The organism is Haloferula sargassicola (assembly GCF_040362925.1).
GTDB classification, from domain to species: Bacteria; Verrucomicrobiota; Verrucomicrobiia; order Verrucomicrobiales; family Akkermansiaceae; genus Haloferula; species Haloferula sargassicola.
This window is the reverse complement of record NZ_BAABRI010000030.1, coordinates 14,360-30,777: the sequence shown is the minus strand read 5'-3', so window position 1 is coordinate 30,777 and position 16,418 is coordinate 14,360. Positions and strand designations below refer to the sequence as shown.

The following is a 16,418-nucleotide window of genomic DNA, read 5'->3' as shown; positions in this document are numbered from 1 at the left end:
CGATCAGCGGCCCTGCAGCTGGTCCAGCGACTTCTGCTGGTACTGCTGGTCCCGTAGTTTGCGCAGGTATTCGAGGTAGCGGCGTTTGGCCTCGAAGTCGGTGCCGTCGGCGGCGACCTGGTTGGCGTTGCCGTATTTTTTCCACGGCCCGTAGGGGACCTGGGCGGCCTCGACGAAGCGCCAGTGACATTTTTCCCCGGACTGGAGGTCGAGGTAATCCCGGATCGAGGGCGAGATGTCGATCGCGGCGTCCTTGTTGTTGTGGTTCTTCGGGCGGGAGTTGCCGAAGACGTAGGACCAGTCGTCGGTGACGAACGGGCCGCAATCCTCCCATTGGGCGTAACAACTACGGCCGCCGTGGTAGATCTGGACCCAGCGGCCCTTGAGAACGGTCTTGCCCGGCTTGGGATTGAAGCGCCGGAACCACGGAATCACCCGCGAGGCCTCGGACTTGTGAACGCCGTGGCGGAGCACGTCGTTGTAGGGCAGGGCGATGTAGAAGGGGTTGAGCCGCGGGATGAAGCCCTTCGGCCGGAAGTCGGACGTCCGGTGGTCCGCCACGCGGGCGCGGGGGTCGGGGTTGTCGTAGCCGCCGTAGTTCGCCATCCAGTTCTGGTCCCAGGAAGACTTGCAGTTGGGGACGGGGTTGTTCTGCGTGGGCTGCTCGCCGATCCAGAACACGGTGGCGGTGATGTTCTGCCGCCAGGGGTAGAGCTGGCCGTTCGGCGTGGACGGCGTGCGGGTCGTCCGGATCGGCTGGCGGGCGGTCGGGATGATGACCCGCGGCATGGCCGAGCTGCTGGCCGCCGTCTGCGCCTGTACACCAAGCGACGTCGCGACGAGGGTCATCGCAAGCGCAAGGGTGGGGTGAACGTTCGGCATTCGGGACGGGGAAGATCAGAAGCGACGAAGCATGGTGTTGCGGGCGAATGCCTCGTCGCTCTGCGGATAGTCTAGCGTATGGTGCAAGCCCCTCGATTCGCGGCGGCGGATCGCACTGTCGACAACGAGTGAAGCAACATCCACGAGGTTGCGCAATTCCAGGATGTCCGCATTGACACGGTGCCCCCAGTAGAACTCGTGGACCTCCTTCTTGAGGTTGCGCAAACGCGTGCCGGCGCGCCGCAGGCGGTTGTTGGTGCGGACGATGGAAACGTAGTCCCACATCAGCCGGCGCAGCTCGTCCCAGTTGTGGTAAATGACGACCTGTTCGTCCGGCGGGGTGGTGTCGCCGTGTTCCCAAGGCGGGATCGCAGGGGCTTCCGGGCTGGGTTTTTCCGGCGGATGATGGCGCAGGATCCGGTCGAGCGCCCGGCGGGCGAGCACGTTGGCCTCCAGCAACGAGTTCGAGGCCAGGCGGTTGGCGCCGTGGAGGCCGGTGCAGGCGACCTCGCCGATGGCGTGCAGCCCGCGGATGGTGGTGCGGCCGTCGAGGTCGGTCTTCACGCCGCCGCACTGGTAGTGGGCGGCGGGGACGACCGGGATCGGCTGCTTTTCGGCATCGAGCCCGAAGGACAGCAGCTTGTCGTGGATGAAGGGAAAGCGGTCGCGGAAAAAGCCGGGCGGCTTGTGGGTGATGTCGAGGTAAACGCAGGGTGCGCCGGTGCGCTTGATCTCGCGGTCGATGGCGCGGGCGACGATGTCGCGCGGGGCGAGGGAGCCCCGGGGGTCGGCGTTTTTGACGAAATCCTCGCCCTTGCCGTTGATCAGCACCGCGCCCTCGCCGCGGACCGCCTCGGAGACGAGAAACGAGCGGGCCTCGGGGCCGCTGGCAGCGGGATTATAGAAGCAGGTGGGGTGGAACTGGATGAACTCCATGTTCTCGATCGCCGCGCCCGCGCGCCACGCCATCGCCACGCCGTCCCCGGTCGCGGAGTCGGGATTGGTCGTGTAGAGATAGACTTTTCCGCAGCCCCCGGTAGCCAGAATGACCCGGTCCGAGCGGTAGACGCGGACGTCGCCGGTGGAGCGATCGAGCACATAGGCGCCGAGGATGCGGTCGTCGGTGACGCTGCCGAGCTTGCCGGTGGTGATCAGGTCGATCGCGAAATGGTTTTCCAGCAGCTTCAGGTTCGGCGTCTTCCGGGCGGTCTCGACCAGCGAGGTGGCGATCTCCAGGCCGGTGGTGTCCTTGGAGTGGAGGATGCGGCGGTGGCTGTGGCCGCCTTCCTTGCCGAGCGCGTAGCGGTCGCCCTCACGGTCGAAGTCGGAGCCCAGGGAAACGAGGTCCTCGATGGTGGCCGCGCCTTCGGAAATGATGGTCCGGACCGCGTTTTCGTCGCACAGGCCGGCGCCGGCGTCGAGGGTATCGGCCACGTGGGACTCGACCGAGTCCTTCGGGTCCCGCAAACCCTCCGGTAGGACCGAAGCGATGCCGCCCTGCGCCCAGGCGGTGTTCGATTCGAGCGCGCTGCCTTTGGCGATGACCGTGACCGACCCGTGGGCCGCGGCGCGGATGGCGAAGGACAGCCCGGCGATGCCGGAGCCGAGGACGAGGAAGTCGGAGGTCACGGGGTGGATGCTGAAAAGCTGAAAAGCTGAAAGGCTGAAAGCCTGGGGTGGGCGGGGATTGAACTGACTTCGTAAGCGGAAGGCCAAGGAATTATGCGCGGCCCGAGACCAGCCATCGGAGAACCTGCTCCACCGGAAGCCGTGCTTCGCATCTCAGTTTTCTTCCGTCAAAGGAGTTGAAGAGCGTCAGGTGGCAGGTCCTTGAACACGATCCGCCCCGGCTGAAATAAGCCTCCGCCCACGACAGCAGTTCATAAAAGCGCTGATGGGAGTGGGGAACGGAGGGATCCGGCCCCCTTTCTTTCAATCCCTGAAGGCAGACGGTCCATGGCAGATCCAGGAACATGAAGTGGGTGGCGACAGGCAGGAGAGGGGCGATCATTTCTCCCCAAACACCTTCGACAACCCAGCCCTCCGACTGGCTCAAAACGTCGAGGCGTTCCGCTATCTCTTCCTGAGGACGCCTGCATTCAAATCCGCCCGGCATCCAGTAAAGCTCATCCAGGTGAGTCGACTCCATGCCGAGGTGCTGCGACAGATGGCGGGCCAAGGTGGACTTCCCGGAACCGCTGTTTCCGAGGATCACGAGGCGGATCACGGTCGGCATCGGTCACAGGCGGATGTTATCGATCAGCCGGACATCCCCGTAGAAGACGGCGGTGGCGAGGACGGTGGGACGGGAGAAACCGGGGGCGGGTTGAAGGGTCTCGGCATCGACGAGTTCAAGGTAGTCGATGCGGTTGAGGGGGGAGGCGATGGCGGCGCGGGTGCGTTCGAGCACGGCGGTGGGGCCGGGCTGGGCTTGGCGGATGGAATCGGCCGCCACGAGGGCCTGGCGGATGCGGGGGGCATCGGCGCGCTGCTCGGGCGTCAGGCGGACGTTGCGCGACGACATGGCCAGGCCGTCGGGCTCGCGCACGGTCGGAGCGGCGATGATTTCCACCGGCACGTCGAGATCGCGCACCATGCGGCGGATGATGGCGAGCTGCTGGAAGTCTTTTTCCCCGAACACCGCAGCGGCGGGCCGGAACTGGTGGAAGAGCTTCAGGACGACGGTGCAGACGCCGTCGAAATGCCCCGGCCGGGTGGCGCCGCAGAGGGTCTTGGAAAGCGAGTGCTCCAGCACAGTGACCGAGCGGTCCGGGAAATACATGGCGTCGGCCGCTGGCGCGAAGACCACATCGACCCCGGCGGCGCGGCATTTTTCCAGATCGGACTCCAGCGTGCGGGGGTAGGCCTCGAGGTCGGCGGCGCGGTCGAACTGGATCGGGTTGACGAAGATGGAGACGGCCACGCAGCCCTCCGGCCCGGCGGCGGCGCGGGCACGATCGATCAGCGCGAGGTGGCCCGCGTGCAGGGCGCCCATGGTGGGCACGAGGACCGGCGGGCGGGCCAGGGCCTGTCGCAGTTCGGGGACGGTGTGGACGACGCGCATGACGGCCAGCATGGAGGGCCGGCTTTTTGCCCGCAAGGGCGGGGAGTGGGCGTTGACGAGTCCCGGAAATCCGTTCAGGGTGCCCCCGAACCCTAGCGGGAAATCCCATCCATTCTTATGATTCGTCGCCTTATCCCCTTCGCCGTGGCCGCTGTCCTGTGTGGCACTTCTCTTGCCCAGGACGCGCTCAAAATCGCCACGGTCGACATGCAGCAGCTGTTCAAGGAATACTACCGCACGGAAGAGGCGCAGCAGCAGGTCAACGTCGAGCGGGCCCGCATCCAGAAGGAACTCAACGAGCGCTACGCCCGCATCCAGGAGATCGACGAAGAGCTGAAGAAGCTGCGCAAAATGCTCGATGATCCGTCGGTGAGCGACTCCAAGAAGCAGGAAGTCCACCGCGACTGGCAGATGAAGCAGCAGGAGGGCATCGCCCTCGACCGCGAGCGCCGCGAATTCCAGCAGCGCCGCACGCAGGCCCTCAACGAAAAGATGGTCCAGCGCATGAAGGGCATCCTCGAGGAAATCCGCAAGCTGGTCGAGGAGCAGGCCAAGAAGGAGGACTTCGATTTCGTCTTCGACAAGTCCGGCCTGAGCACCTCGCAGGTGCCGGTGCTCCTCTACACCAAGGACGCCACCGACATCACCCCGACGCTGCTCGTCGACCTCAACAAGGACGCACCGAAGGACGGCGCCAAGCCTGCTGAAGAAGCTCCCGAGGGCGACGAGGCCACCGAGTAAACCTCACGCACGTGAGCCGGCTCACACTTTCCGAGCTCGCCCAGAGGATCGACGGAGACGTCGTCCGGGGCGGGCTCGATCTCGTTCTGGAGGGCATCGCCGCGCTCGATGAGGCGGGGCCGTCCGACATATCGTTTCTGGGAAACGAGAAATACCGCCAGCAGTTCCTGGAAACCAAGGCCGGCGCGGTGATCGTGCCGCGCGGGTTGACCGAGGGGCCCGGGGGCGTGGCCCTCGTCGCGGCGGAGAACCCGTCCTTTGCCTTCGGCATCGTGGTGAAATCCTTCACCGAGGGCCTGGCCCGTCGCTTCGTGCCGGGCGTCCATGAAAAGGCCTGCGTCGATCCGACCGCGCAGCTCGATCCGGAGAAAGTCCGCGTCCATGCCGGCGCGGTGGTGATGGCCGGCGCGGTCATCGGCGATGGCTCGGAAATCGGCCCCAACGCGGTCATCGGCGAGGGCGTGGTGATGGGCCGCGACTGCCTCATCCATGCCAACGTCTCCATCCGCGAGCGCTGCCTCCTGGGTGACCGGGTGATCCTGCAGCCCGGGGCGGTCATCGGCTCGGATGGATTCGGCTACGAAACGGTGAAGGGCCGCCACATCAAGATCGACCAGATCGGAATCGTCGAGCTGCAGGACGACGTCGAAATCGGCGCCAACACGACCATCGACCGCGCGCGTTTCGGCCGCACGGTGATCGGCACCGGCAGCAAGATCGACAACTTGGTCCAGCTCGGCCACAACGTGCAGGTCGGGCCCCACAACATCATCGTTTCCCAAAGCGGCATCGCCGGCAGCTCGAAGACCGGCAGCCACGTGGTCGTGGCCGCCCAGGTCGGCATGGTCGGCCACATCAAGGTCGGCGACCGCGCGGTGCTCACCGCCCGGACCGGCGTCACGCAGTCGCTCGAAGGCGACAAGACCTACGGCGGCAACCCGGCCCACGGCTACATCGAAGAACAGCGTCTGCGCGCCGCCCTGCGCAAGACGCCGGAGCTGCTCAAGCGGGTGAAGAAGCTCGAAGAGCAATAGGGAGAGCGACTTTTCGAGTCGCTCATCCACGGTGGAAGGGCGTCTCGGCCGATCCGTTCAGTAGCTACGACCCCAGATCGCACGCTGCTGCGTCGGCTTTCCGGTCAGCAGGCAGGGTGCCTCGGCACCATCCTGGCCGTCGAGCGGCAGGCAGCGGATCGTGATCTTGTGCTTCTTGCTCAGCTCGTCCTCCTCCTCCGGCGTGCCGGCCCACGGAGTGAGCAGCCAGCCCGGATTGTCCTGGGCCCAATGGGCATCGAAGGCCGCCAGTTCGCCGCACTCGGTGATGTTGGCGTCGCGGAAGGCGACCGCTTTCTCCAGCAGCGCATCGTGGATTTCCTGAAGCAGATCGGCGGCGTCGCGGATGAATTCCTCCTTGTCGATGAAGGCCTTTTCGTTGGCGGCGCGGTCGCGGCGGTTGAGGCAAACCTTGCGGCTTTCGACGTCGCGCGGGCCGATCTCGATCCGGATCGGAGTGCCTTTTTTCACCCACTCCCACTTCTTTACGCCGCCCTGCAGGTCGCGGTCATCGACCAGCACGCGCAGCGGATCGCCGTGGAAACGGTGGCCGCGCAGGGTTTCGGCGAGGGCGTGGCAGCTGTCGATCACGGCCTGTTTGCTGTCCTCCTTCGGTGTGACCGGGATGATGACGACCTGCTGCGTCGCCACCCGCGGCGGCAGCACCAAGCCGTCGTCGTCCGAGTGCGCCATGATCAGCGTGCCGATCATCCGGGTCGAGACGCCCCACGAGGTGGTGAAGGCGTGCTCCACCTTGCCATCGCGGCCGGTGAAGGAAATGTCCTGGGCCTTCGAGAAATTCTGGCCAAGGAAGTGCGAGGTGCCGGCCTGGATGGCCTTCCGGTCCTGCACCATGGCCTCGACGGTGAGGGTCATGTCGGCGCCGGGGAAACGCTCGTTCTCGGTTTTTTCCCCGGGAATCACCGGGATCGCGAGGTGGTCGCGCAGGAACTCGGCATAGACCTGGTGCATCAGCCGCGTCTCGGCGATCGCCTCCTCGGCCGTCTCGTGCGCGGTGTGGCCTTCCTGCCAGAGGAACTCGGCCGTCCGCAGAAACAGCCGCGGGCGCATCTCCCAGCGCATCACGTTAGCCCATTGGTTGATCAGCAGCGGCAGGTCGCGGTAGCTCTGGACCCAGCGGGAAAACGCAGCCCCGATGATGGTTTCGGAAGTCGGCCGGATCACGTAGGGCTCGGCCAGTTCGCCGGTGGGAATCATCTTCGTCTTCCCCGTTTCCTCGTCCTTCACCGCCTCAAGCCGGTGGTGGGTGACCACCGCGCACTCGGTCGCGAAGCCTTCCGCGTGCTCGGCTTCCTTTTCGAGGTAGGAAAGCGGGATCAGCAGCGGGAAGTAGGCGTTCTGGTGGCCGGTCTCCTTGAAGCGGCGGTCGAGCTGCTGCTGGATGAGTTCCCAGATGCCGTAGCCCCACGGCTTGATGACCATGCAGCCGCGGGTCTCCGAGTTTTCCGCGAGGTCGGCGGCCTTGATGACCTGCTGGTACCATTCGGGAAAATCCTCGGCACGGGTGGGCGTGATGGCGGTCTTGGGAGCGGACATGGTGGGAAGTGGAAAGTGATCGGTGAGCAGTGATCAGTGGGAAGACACCGCCGCTGCGCCGCGCGGGATTAGAGGAAAGCCGGGCGCGCGTCGATAGCGGTTTTTGGAGGGGCTTCCGGGCGACTTGCTTCGACGTTGGGGTTGTCTAGGGTGGCGATCATGATCGCGCTTCCGAAAGCCGTAGCGATTTCCGTGGACGACTACCTCCATGGCGAAGAGATCGCCGAGACGAAGCACGAGTACATCGGCGGCGAGGTGCATGCGATGGCGGGTGGGACGAGGGATCACTCGGCGATTGCTGCGAATGCGATCGGCTCATTGTTCGGGCTACTTCGGGGAAAGCCCTGCCGACCTTTCACCAGCGACTTGAAGGTCCGGATCGATTTTCCGGATATGTCCGCTTTTACTATCCCGATGTGTCGGTGATCGGTTCGCCGGAATCCGATGACCCCCGCTACGCGCGGAATCCTGTCGTGGTGATCGAGGTGCTCAGCGAATCCATCCGTCGGATCGATCAGACGGAGAAGCGCCAAGGCTATTTTCATCTCCCCTCGCTCAAGGTGCTTCTCCTCGTCGATTCCGAGAGTTGCCATGTCGTGGTTCACCGGCGCCAGCCCGACGAGGGTTTTCGGTCGGAAGATTATCAGGATCGCTCGCAGGTCATCGAGCTGCCGGAAATCGAGGCCTCGCTGGCCTTGGCAGATCTTTACGAGGACACCGCGGTTTGAGGGGTGGGTGGAATCCTCACTTTGCCGTCGCCTGACGGATTTCCTCTTCCGTGTGACCGAGCTGGGGGAGGCTGCGGACCAAGTCGATGTAGGCTCGTGTCGTTCCAGGCTGGGAAGTCAGGTCCTTGATAAACGCCAGCCGTCCCGCCGGGGTCATGCGGGCAAATAGTTCGGAGCGTAGCGACTCAGGAGCTTGGCCATACTGATGGAACGCCGTGGGAAGGATTTGGCTGATCACGACATCCGAATTTCCCTCGGGTGAAACTTCCGCCAGAAATGCGTCGATGGTGGCGCTGTCTGGTTTGGCGGACAGCGCGTCGAGAGTCTGCGACGCTGTCGTTTCGGCGTCGGACCGGCTGCGATAGAAGTCCGCGACAAACGATCCGTAGGTCCGGGTATCGGAAGCGCTGGCGAAGCCTGAGAAGAATTGGGTGAGCGGATCGGGCCCGCTGGCCCGTCGCTCCCAAACTGCTGCATCGGTGGTGATCGCCCATTCGAAAGCAGCTTGCGGATCGATCTTGCTCCATTCCGTCACCAGATTCACCGGCATATTGGAGATCCGCTGTCCGTCGGAAAGCCCGGCGGCGAGGGATGCAAAGCCCTCCACACAGCGGCGGAAATCAAAGCCCTCGGGAAAATCGATCGGGAGACTGAACATGGATGAACCTGAATTGACGGACAAGCCACACAGCCGCACCAGCAGGTCGGGATCTTCTTTCGCCGCCAAAGAGAAGAGATCGTAAGGGAAATCTTCGGTGGGCGCATTGGGATCGACGTGTTTTTCGAGGAAATCGATGGCGGCCGGAAGATCGTCCAAGCCCATCACCGCGGTGATCTGACGGTAGTAGAACTGCCGGTCACCGGGGTGTTCTCTGGATGCGATCCAAGCCAGAGCTGCTTCCGGGTCGAGTTGGTGCCACCGAAAGATGAGGTTTCGAAGATAGCTCTTCTTCTTGAAGTCCAGCCCTTGAAGTCCGCCTTGCATGGACAACCACTCCACCACTTCCCCGATCTCAGAAGGGTCGAGTTCGGCCTCGGCCTTGCTGAAGGCTTCGTTGTCGATTTCGTCCGACGCCAAAAGGCTGCGAAGATGCCTGGCCGCGCCGCTCTCGACGATTCGTGCCGCGGACTCTCCCTGATTTCGCCCGAGGACGTCGGCTGCCCGACCGTTGTCGGAGTGGGAGTCGCGACCGATCAGGAGCCAGCCGATGACGATCCCGAGCGAAACGGAGAACAGGGTGTTGAGAGCGTGTGCTTTCACGAGGAAGGGACGGGATCCTTTCGACCTATCAAGGCTGCTTGAGCAGGGATTTGAGCTCTTCCTCACTGTAGCCGAGGCTTATCATGCTTCGGGCCAGGTCATTGAAGGGTCCCGGGTTATCGTTCCCAAGCGCGATGGACTCTTGAAGGAACTCCATCCGGACTTCGGGGGAAAGCCGGCTGAAGAGTTCCGAACGGAGTGAATCATAGCTCCCTCCCGAGCAAGCAAATGACTTGCTGAGAATCGATTTGATGACCGAAGCTTCTGGAACCTCTCGGCTTGCCGCGTTCAAGAAGGAATCGATGGTTGCAGTGTCCGATTTCGCCGCGAGGGCATACCAGCTATCGGTCAGGGTTTCGGGATCCGCCTGATGGATCTCCAAAACCTCCGCAACAAAGTTGCCGTAGGTTTCCGGCGACGATGCCTCCGCATACCCTTCGAAGAAGTCGTTGACGCCAAAGTGAAACGGCAATCTGGAAGCCCACTCTTCCTTTCTTATTGAGGTCGTCCATTCATAGGCCGCCTGAGGATCAGCTTTTGCCCAACTTGAAAGAAGGTTGGACGGCATGTTGGAAATGGACTCGCCTGGCTGCATCCTTTTCGCGAGGTCCTCGAAGCCCCCGAGACAGCCTGCGAAATCAAAGTCGATGGGGAATTGGACCAACATGGCACTACCCGAGCTTCCCTTCCTGATCGAGAGAGCGCAGGCTCTCACAAGGAGGTCCGGGTTCACCTTGGCCGCAAGGTCGAAAAGATTGTTGGGGAAATCGACGGGAGAGCTGCTCGCATCGAAATGGGTTTCCATGAACTCGACCGCCTTGCTGACATCGGCGATCGCCATGGAAGAAGCGATCTGCTCGAGGAAAAATTGCCGATTTCCCGGATGGTCGAGTGACTGAATCCAAGCCAAAGCGGCTTCGGAGTCCTCCTCGTACCACCGATTCACGAGCTTATTGAGGATGTTCTTTTCAGGCCACTGGAGTCCTCGGATCCCCGCTGTTGACGAGATGGAATCCAAGGCGGTCGGGATGTCCTCACGGGACAGCTCATCAACGGCTTTGACCGCGTCCGGATAGCTCTCTTCGCCCGACGCCAAGATGCTTCGTAGACGTTGCACGTCCGGGCGTTCGTCTCCATTGCGTGTGGCATCGAGGGTGCCAAAGCGCTCTGCAGCAGCGGGCGGGTCGATCGACTCGGAGGGTGATCTACCCGGTGATGACAGCCATCCAAGGCAGAAGCAAATGATGCCGGCGATACCGACCGAAATAAGTTTGGATTTCACACGAGAGACAGCGGTTTTGAATCACTCGAAAAACCTCTTCAGCGCCCGTTGCTCGTCGGGGTCGAGAGATTCTCGCCAGACGCGGTCGCCGCCGGAGCCGGTGGTGCCGACCGCGCCGCCGGCGTGGTCGGTGGTGGCGGTTTCATCGACCTGGTGCTCGCCGTCCTGGATTTGGAGCAGGTCGCCGGGCAGGGCGCGGGAGAGGTCCTTGGCTTCGAGCGTTTCAAGGTCGCCGGTCTTCAGGGACTCGCCCTCCTTGCCGAGCACGCCGCCGGCTTCGCCGGGGCCGCGGTCGATACCGCCTTTGCCGGGTCGGTCGCCCTCACCTTCGCCCGGTTGGTCGCCCTCGCCGGCCATCAGTTCATCCATCCAGTCCTCACCCTCGCCGCCTCCTTGGCAGTCTTGGCAGGCCTGCCCGCATTTCTGGAGGTTTTCGCGAAGCTGTTGGAGTTGATCGGGATTGAGCTGCCCGAGGTCGTTGGGGTTGAGCTGCTGGAGCTGCTGGAGGAGTTCCTGGTTGGGTCGCAGCGCGCCGTTTTGCATGCCCTGCAGGGCGTCGTCGAATTGCTGGAGCAGCTGCTCCTTGCGTTCCTGGGAGAGACTGCCGGCGTTCTTCTGCAAGTTGCCGAGCGCGCGGTCGGCGCGGCCCGCCTCGCGTTCGAGCCGCTGGAGCTCGTTTTCATGCCGCTTTTTCAGTGAATCGGTGGCCTCGAGCGAGGAGTGGCTGAACCATTCCTCCTCGTCTTTGGCCCGCATTTCCTCGAGCTTCTTGCGCATCTCCTCGAGGTAGGACTCGTCGACCACATCCTCCTGGTCGAGCCGTTCCAGGTCGGCGTCGATTTTTTCCCACGCGATCGGCTCCTCGGACGGGGCCTCGTTGGCACCGGGAAGGGCCCCGACCGGGACGAAAAGGCCGGCCAGCAGCAGGCAGAGCGCGGCCAGCGGCGGGGCGGCCACGCGTTGCCAGCGCCAGCCGAGGCCGGCATCGATCTGTGCCGGCGGCTCGGGCCAGGGCGCCACGCCGGCATGGGCGGCGGAGAGGGCGTTGCGCAGACGCATCGAGTCCTCGATGCGGACCATCGAGCGCTCGGGTGATTCAAACCGGCGGCGGGCGACGAGCCATGCGACCAAGGCGAGCACCAGCAGCAGCCCACCCGCACCGGCGGGCCACGACCACGCCGGACCCGCGGGAAAACGATGGCGCAGCAGGAGCAGGGCAGCGGCACCGGCTGCGGAGCCGATCACCAGCGGGCCGGCGAGCACCTGCAGCCACCAGCCGAAGTTCACTCCGCGGGCGGTGCGGGCGGCGGCGAGCATCCAAGTGTCGCGATGGGATTTCGTTCCGGTGCTCATCAGGGCCATTGTATGCCGGATGAAATCGAGGGCGATGGGATTTTCCGGTGAAATCGCCGGGGCTCGTTTGGGGCTTGGCATCGGACCGGCCGGCCGATGGAATCGCGCTCCAAGTCCGCCGTGAAATCCTACGAAATCTACTCCGCCGTCGATCCGTCCGTCGTGAACTCCATGCTGGACTGGTTCCGCGACAACGACCGCAACGTCTACAAGACCGCCGTTTCGACGCTGGCCCAGTCGCGCAAGCTGAGGGCGGTCTTCATTCAGAAAAAGCCGTTGCCGGAGCAGTATGCGTGGATCCGCAAGACGCTCCAGCTCAAGACCTCGGAGACCATCGGCGAGCATCTGATGCAGGCCTGGCTGATGGCGGGCAACCAGGACATGCTGGCGGCCTTTTGCGATGCGATGGACATCGAGCACGACGGCAAGGGCTCGGTCAGCGGCGACCTGCCGGACGAATTCGAGGCCACGAAGTTGGATGCCGCGGTGGATTCGCTGGTGGGCAAGTTCGACCCGCAGGTGGTCTCGGTTTACCTGCGCTTCTTCAACCTCCAGAAACCCGGCGGCTGGCCGACGCTGGAAGCGAAGCTCGAGAGCGACGAGCGGCTGAAGCTGGGGTAGTCGCGATTCCGAAATAGGGGGTTGGGCGATAAACAGGACGGGCATCGACCTGGGGCGGCGGGCATCGGGGGCGGCGGGCATCGACCGCCGGGCGGGGAGGTTGCAGTCGGCCCGCGGGGCGTGCTGTGTCGAGTTCCTCGCAGCGGGGACCTCTGAAGACGGCACGCGGGACCTCGGAGGGACTCGATTGGGGCGGCGGGCATCGACCGCCGGGCTGGGAGGTTGCAGTCGGCCCGCGGGGTGTGCTGCGTGGAGTTCCTTGCAGCGGGGACCTCTGAGGACGGCACGTGGGACCTCGGAGGGATTCGATTGGGGCGGCGGGCATCGACCGCCGGGCGGGGAGGTTGCAGTCGGCCCGCGGGGTGTGCTGCGTCGAGGTCCTTGCAGCGGGGATTTCTGAAGACGGCACGCGGGACCTCGGAGGGACTCGATTGGGGCGGCGGGCATCGACCGCCGGGCGGGGAGGTTGCAGTCGGCCCGCGGGGCGTGCCACGTCGAGTTCCTCGCAGCGGGGATTTCTGAAGACGGCACGTGGGACCTCGGAGGGACTCGACCGTGAAGACCCGTCCACCCACCTGCCCGGCGGTCGATGCCCGCCGCCCCGATCGATGCCTGCCGCCCCGGCCGAAGCCGCCGCTCCTTGGCTACATCCGGAAGTCCTCGCCGAGGTAGTGCTTGCGGGCGACGGGGTCGTTCACCAACGCTTCCGAGGCACCCTCGAGGATCACCTTTCCATCGTGGATGAGGAAGGCGCGGTCGACGATCGACAGCGTCTCGCGCACCGAGTGGTCGGTGATGAGAATGGCCAGGCCGTCGCGTTCGCGCAGCTCGCGGACGATGCTCTGGATGTCCTCGACGGCGATCGGATCAATGCCGGCAAAGGGCTCGTCGAGCATCAGCAGGCGTGGCTCGGTGCAGAGGGTGCGGGCGATGGCGAGGCGGCGTTTTTCACCCCCGGAAAGCGTGATCGCCTGCGACTTGCGGACCTTGGTGATCTTGAAGCGCTCGAGCAACTCCTCGGCCCGCTCGATGCGTTGTTTGCGGTGGAGATCCTTGCGCGTTTCCAGCACGGCCAGCAGGTTGTCGATGACCGACAGCTTGCGGAAAATCGACTCCTCCTGCGGCAGGTAGCCGAGGCCGAGGCGGGCACGGCGGTGCATGGGCAGCGAGGTGATGTCGCTGTCGGCGAAGGTTACCGCGCCGTCGTCGGGCGGGACGATGCCGGCGATCATGTAGAAGGACGTGGTCTTGCCAGCTCCGTTCGGTCCGAGCAGGCCGACGATTTCACCAGGACAGACGGCGATCGAAACGCCATCCACGACGGCCCGGCCGCCGTAGCACTTGCGCAGCGAGTCCGCGTTGAGGATCGGGGAGCGGGAAACCATGGGGCTGGTCATTGTTTGCGCTTGAGATTCTCCCCTTCCAGCAGGGTTTCGGTGGTGCCGACGGCCGAGGCATCGCCCGTCTTGATGTTGAAGATGATGTAGCCGTCGGGATCGGTCACACGGCCGCTGAAGCCTTGGGTGATGGCCCAGGGCTGGCCGCCGCGGATGATGAAGGTATCGTTGTCCACGTCGTAGATCATCTGGCGGCCGGAGGCCTTGCCCTGCCGGTTGTCCTCCCCGGTGGCCTTTTTCTCCAACACCAGGGTGCCCACCGCGACCACCTTCGAGGGTTTTCCGAAGTCGATCTTGAGGTCGTCCTTTTTCGCACCGCCATTTCCGTTCTGCGGCTTGTCGGGGAAGAACACCTTCACCTCGTCCGCCCCCTGGAGCTTGAAGTCCGGATGGTCGAAGGTGACGTCCTTCAGGAGGACCATGACCCCCTTTTGGGAATCGACGAAGATGCCGTCCTTGGCGGTCACCTTGGCCGGCTTTGCGAAGGGTTGCGGGTCCGGAGCGGGCACGGTCTTCTGCAGGTCCGGCGTCGAGCCCTCGGGCAGGTCGACGGACGCTTTCGCCAGGAAGGTCTTCAGCGACTTGTCGGCTCCGGTGAGCTGGACTTCCGCTTCCTCGATCCCGGCCGCGGCGGCACCCTCCTTGGCCTCCATTTCCGGCTCCGCCGAAACGGCCAGCCGGTTCATGCCCTCGATCTCCTCGGGGCTGAGGCGGGCATCCTCGGTTTGCGCCGGGACCGGGGCCGTGACGAGCATCAGCGCGCCGGCGGCGGAAAGGAGGGGAGTGCGTCGGTTCATGGAAGTCTCCTTGGATTTCTCGGGCATCATGAAGGTCGCCGTGGCGGGCCCGAGAAGCAGGCCGCGGCTCTTGCGGAGTTGGAACACCAGGCCCGTGCCGTGAGCTTCGAAGTCGTCCGACCGGATGGTGACGGGCTCGCCCGAACGAAGGATGTCCGCGTTTTCAAGCTCCGCTGATGCCAGGTCGATGCTGCCACGCGGCGTTTCATCCTCGTGGTAAAATCGAATCCGCGCGGTGGTGGCGTCGATGTGGTTCTTGTCGATCAGCACCAGCTTGTCCGCGCGCAGGGTGGAGATCAGCCGGTCCTGGTCGTCGTAGCGCGGAATGAGCACCTTTTCCAAAATGCTGCCATCGACCAGCATCTCCATGCCGGGAAGCTGAACCGGGGAGTCGTCCTCTTCCTCGGGCGTCGCGAAACCGAGGCCTTGGGCGGAAAGGCCGGCGACCAAACCCAGCGCCGCCAGCCCGGCAAGCCGGGATGCGGGCAAGGGAGGAGTCCGGGGAAGGGCGTTCATGGCGGATCAGGCCCCGTGCGCGGCGTGGTGCACGGCGATCAATCGGACGAGCAGATCCTCCATGAATTCAAGGGGAATCTGGTTGGGCCCGTCGGACATGGCATTGGCGGGATCCGAGTGGGTTTCCATGAAAAGCCCGTCGATGCCGGTGGCGACCGCGGCGCGGGCGAGAACCGGGGCCAGTTCGCCATCGCCGCCGGTCGTGCCGCCGAGGCCGCCGGGGCGCTGGACGGAGTGGGTGGCATCGAAGATGACCGGGATGCCCTCCTTGCGGATCCAGTAGAGCGAGCGCATGTCGGCGACCAGATTGTTGTAGCCGAAGGTGGTGCCTCGCTCGGTGATGAAAAAGCTGTGGCAGTCGAACGCGCGCAGCTTTTCCGCGATGTTCACCGTGTCCCACGGGGCGAGGAACTGGCCCTTCTTGACGTTCACCGCACGGCCGGTCTTGGCGGCGGCTTCGAGCAGGTCGGTCTGGCGGCAGAGGAAGGCGGGGATCTGGAGCAGGTCGATGTGCTCGGAGGCGATCTCCGCCTGCTCGGCGGTGTGGACGTCGGTCGTCACGGGCACCTGCAGCGCCTTGCCGATTTCGCCGAGGATCCGGCACCCCTCTTCAACGCCCGGACCACGGAAGGAGGTCACCGAGGTGCGGTTGGCCTTGTCATAGGAGGCCTTGAAAATGAACGGAATGCCGGTTTTCCCGGCGATCTCCTTGAGCGAGCGCGCCATGTCCCAGGCGAACTCCTCGCTTTCCAGCGCGCAGGGGCCGAGGATGAAAACAGGCAGCGAGCCGCCGACGGGGACAGAGCCGATCTGGAAAGGTTCGAAGTGCATGGAAACGACAGTTGGGAAGACGACAGACTTGAGTGAAATCACGCTTCGTGCTGCGTGTCGGTCACTTTCTCGTACAGGGGGCGGAGGTTGTCCAGCGCGGTCCGGAGCAGCTTGGCCTCGGTCTCGGTCAGGTTGCCGGCGGTTTTGGATTCGAGCATCTCGAGCGAGTCGATCACTGACTTCGCGGCGCGCAGGTTGACCGATTTTTCGCCGGTGGCCGGATTCGGCAGCTGGCCGAGGAAAAGCCCGGCATTCTGGGCTTGGAGCAGAACGAAATCGTGGAACCGGGGATCGGCGGTCGGCATGGGCGGAGCGTAGGCGGTCGCTCATCCAAGA

General features: G+C 64.3%; 17 protein-coding genes. 5 read left to right on the top strand and 12 right to left on the bottom strand.

The window, feature by feature from the left end; genetic code table 11:
• Positions 1–3 precede the first annotated feature (3 nt).
• The 4 genes from ABXH26_RS19355 to panC all read right to left on the bottom strand — a co-directional run bounded on the left by ABXH26_RS19355 (position 4) and on the right by panC (position 3,946).
• A complete protein-coding gene (locus ABXH26_RS19355; RefSeq protein ID WP_353568753.1) occupies positions 4–882 on the bottom strand; it encodes a hypothetical protein in 879 nt (292 codons plus the stop codon).
• 15 nt (positions 883–897) lie between these two features.
• Positions 898–2,511 carry an L-aspartate oxidase gene (nadB, locus tag ABXH26_RS19350; protein ID WP_353568752.1) on the bottom strand — a complete coding sequence of 538 codons (1,614 nt, stop codon included), beginning with the start codon at positions 2,509–2,511 and terminating at the stop codon, positions 898–900.
• Between the two features lie 91 nt (positions 2,512–2,602).
• Positions 2,603–3,118, bottom strand: coding sequence for a P-loop NTPase family protein (locus tag ABXH26_RS19345; protein WP_353568751.1), 516 nt, complete (start codon positions 3,116–3,118; stop codon positions 2,603–2,605).
• Between the two features lie 3 nt (positions 3,119–3,121).
• Positions 3,122–3,946, bottom strand: coding sequence for a pantoate--beta-alanine ligase (panC, locus tag ABXH26_RS19340; RefSeq protein WP_353568750.1), 825 nt, complete (start codon positions 3,944–3,946; stop codon positions 3,122–3,124).
• Positions 3,947–4,063: 117 nt separating this feature from the next.
• Between panC and ABXH26_RS19335 the strand changes: the two genes are divergently transcribed.
• Positions 4,064–4,687 (top strand): OmpH/Skp family outer membrane protein, encoded by a 624-nt coding sequence (locus tag ABXH26_RS19335; RefSeq protein WP_353568749.1) that lies wholly within the window; start codon positions 4,064–4,066, stop codon positions 4,685–4,687.
• A gap of 11 nt (positions 4,688–4,698) precedes the next feature.
• Positions 4,699–5,721, top strand: coding sequence for a UDP-3-O-(3-hydroxymyristoyl)glucosamine N-acyltransferase (gene lpxD, locus ABXH26_RS19330; protein ID WP_353568748.1), 1,023 nt, complete (start codon positions 4,699–4,701; stop codon positions 5,719–5,721).
• A gap of 57 nt (positions 5,722–5,778) precedes the next feature.
• Here lpxD and proS read toward each other — a convergent pair whose 3' ends face one another.
• Complete coding sequence (gene proS, locus ABXH26_RS19325) at positions 5,779–7,296, bottom strand: proline--tRNA ligase (RefSeq protein WP_353568747.1); 1,518 nt, start codon at positions 7,294–7,296, stop codon at positions 5,779–5,781.
• Positions 7,297–7,455: 159 nt separating this feature from the next.
• Here proS and ABXH26_RS19320 point away from each other — a divergent pair, with 159 nt between their 5' ends.
• Together ABXH26_RS19320 and ABXH26_RS19315 are read left to right on the top strand one after the other, a co-directional pair.
• The gene (locus ABXH26_RS19320; RefSeq protein WP_353568746.1) at positions 7,456–7,722 is read left to right on the top strand and encodes a Uma2 family endonuclease; all 267 of its coding nucleotides are present in this window, start codon (positions 7,456–7,458) and stop codon (positions 7,720–7,722) included.
• Positions 7,713–8,024: a Uma2 family endonuclease gene (locus ABXH26_RS19315; protein ID WP_353568745.1), complete on the top strand. Its 312-nt coding sequence runs from the start codon at positions 7,713–7,715 to the stop codon at positions 8,022–8,024. The genes ABXH26_RS19320 and ABXH26_RS19315 overlap by 10 nt, the downstream gene beginning before the upstream one ends.
• 16 nt (positions 8,025–8,040) lie before the next feature.
• Here ABXH26_RS19315 and ABXH26_RS19310 read toward each other — a convergent pair whose 3' ends face one another.
• Genes ABXH26_RS19310 through ABXH26_RS19300 form a run of 3 tightly spaced genes read right to left on the bottom strand, consistent with a single transcriptional unit; the run spans position 8,041 to position 11,920 of the window.
• Positions 8,041–9,285 carry a hypothetical protein gene (locus tag ABXH26_RS19310; protein ID WP_353568744.1) on the bottom strand — a complete coding sequence of 415 codons (1,245 nt, stop codon included), beginning with the start codon at positions 9,283–9,285 and terminating at the stop codon, positions 8,041–8,043.
• Between the two features lie 28 nt (positions 9,286–9,313).
• Positions 9,314–10,567 carry a hypothetical protein gene (locus tag ABXH26_RS19305; RefSeq protein WP_353568743.1) on the bottom strand — a complete coding sequence of 418 codons (1,254 nt, stop codon included), beginning with the start codon at positions 10,565–10,567 and terminating at the stop codon, positions 9,314–9,316.
• Positions 10,568–10,588: 21 nt separating this feature from the next.
• Positions 10,589–11,920, bottom strand: a complete 1,332-nt coding sequence (locus ABXH26_RS19300; protein WP_353568742.1) for an OmpH family outer membrane protein — start codon at positions 11,918–11,920, stop codon at positions 10,589–10,591.
• Between the two features lie 96 nt (positions 11,921–12,016).
• Here ABXH26_RS19300 and ABXH26_RS19295 point away from each other — a divergent pair, with 96 nt between their 5' ends.
• A complete protein-coding gene (locus ABXH26_RS19295; protein WP_353568741.1) occupies positions 12,017–12,541 on the top strand; it encodes a hypothetical protein in 525 nt (174 codons plus the stop codon).
• Between the two features lie 644 nt (positions 12,542–13,185).
• Here the strand turns inward: ABXH26_RS19295 and lptB are convergent.
• The 4 genes from lptB to ABXH26_RS19275 are packed head-to-tail and all read right to left on the bottom strand — an operon-like array spanning position 13,186 to position 16,387.
• Entirely contained in the window at positions 13,186–13,926 is a 741-nt protein-coding gene (gene lptB / locus ABXH26_RS19290) for an LPS export ABC transporter ATP-binding protein (protein WP_353568740.1), read from the bottom strand.
• Between the two features lie 8 nt (positions 13,927–13,934).
• Positions 13,935–15,251: a hypothetical protein gene (locus ABXH26_RS19285; protein WP_353568739.1), complete on the bottom strand. Its 1,317-nt coding sequence runs from the start codon at positions 15,249–15,251 to the stop codon at positions 13,935–13,937.
• 6 nt (positions 15,252–15,257) lie between these two features.
• Complete coding sequence (gene kdsA / locus ABXH26_RS19280; protein WP_353568738.1) at positions 15,258–16,082, bottom strand: 3-deoxy-8-phosphooctulonate synthase; 825 nt, start codon at positions 16,080–16,082, stop codon at positions 15,258–15,260.
• 38 nt (positions 16,083–16,120) lie between these two features.
• Entirely contained in the window at positions 16,121–16,387 is a 267-nt protein-coding gene (locus ABXH26_RS19275) for a DUF1844 domain-containing protein (protein WP_353568737.1), read from the bottom strand.
• Positions 16,388–16,418 lie beyond the last annotated feature (31 nt).